1 protein-coding gene is annotated in these 891 nt (G+C 60.9%); it reads left to right on the plus strand.

Annotated features, from left to right (window positions below):
- On the plus strand, nucleotides 1–891 hold an 891-nt coding region (locus FQ668_RS27265; RefSeq protein WP_369333844.1), incomplete at both ends, for an immunoglobulin-like domain-containing protein.

Raw genomic sequence — 891 nt, forward strand, 5'->3', positions numbered from 1 at the left:
CTCGGAGCTGTACTTCAAGCTGACCGACGGCACCACCGTCGTCGTGGCAGCCAACAGCACCACCGGTTCGGCGACTGCAACCGCCCCGGACAACGTCTATGTGGGCACTAACCAGCCGGTGGTCAATGCCATCGACGCGGTCAGCGGCGCAGATGCATGGAAGTTCGAAAACCTGAACCTGGACAAGACTCCAGTCAGCACCGAGGTGACCGACGAGCCTGGCACCCCAGGCAACGAAGGCGACATCGTCAAAGTCACTATTACTGCTGACCAGACTTCGGTAGCCGAGAACGTCAAACCGACCTTCACTGTGCACGTCAACCAGCCGCTGGCCCACGACCTGGTCGTGACCCTGAGCAACAACGCCCAGGTCACCATCAAGGCCGGTGAAACCAGCGCGCCGTACACCCACGACGCACAGGGCGATGACGTCTACCAGGACGCAGGCCAGATCAGTCTGGGCATCACGTCCGCTGTGGATATAGACGGTCACACCTTTGAGAACCTGGAACTGGGTGGTGCTGCTTCGGTTCAAGTGACCGACACCCTCGACGAAGTCGTGGCCAAGCTGACCGCCACCCCGTCGGTCACCGAAGGCGGCGAGATCACTTACACCATCACCCTGACCAACAAAGACGGTCTGCCGATCAACAACCACTCGGAGCTGTACTTCAAGCTGACCGACGGCACCACTGTCGTCGTGGCAGCCAACAGCACCACCGGTTCGGCGACTGCAACCGCCCCGGACAACGTCTATGTGGGCACTAACCAGCCGGTGGTCAATGCCATCGACGCGGTCAGCGGCGCAGATGCATGGAAGTTCGAAAACCTGAACCTGGACAAGACTCCAGTCAGCACCGAGGTGACCGACGAGCCTGGCACCCCAGGCAG

The organism is Pseudomonas sp. Kh14 (assembly GCF_900291005.1).
Taxonomy (GTDB): Bacteria; Pseudomonadota; Gammaproteobacteria; order Pseudomonadales; family Pseudomonadaceae; genus Aquipseudomonas; species Aquipseudomonas alloputida.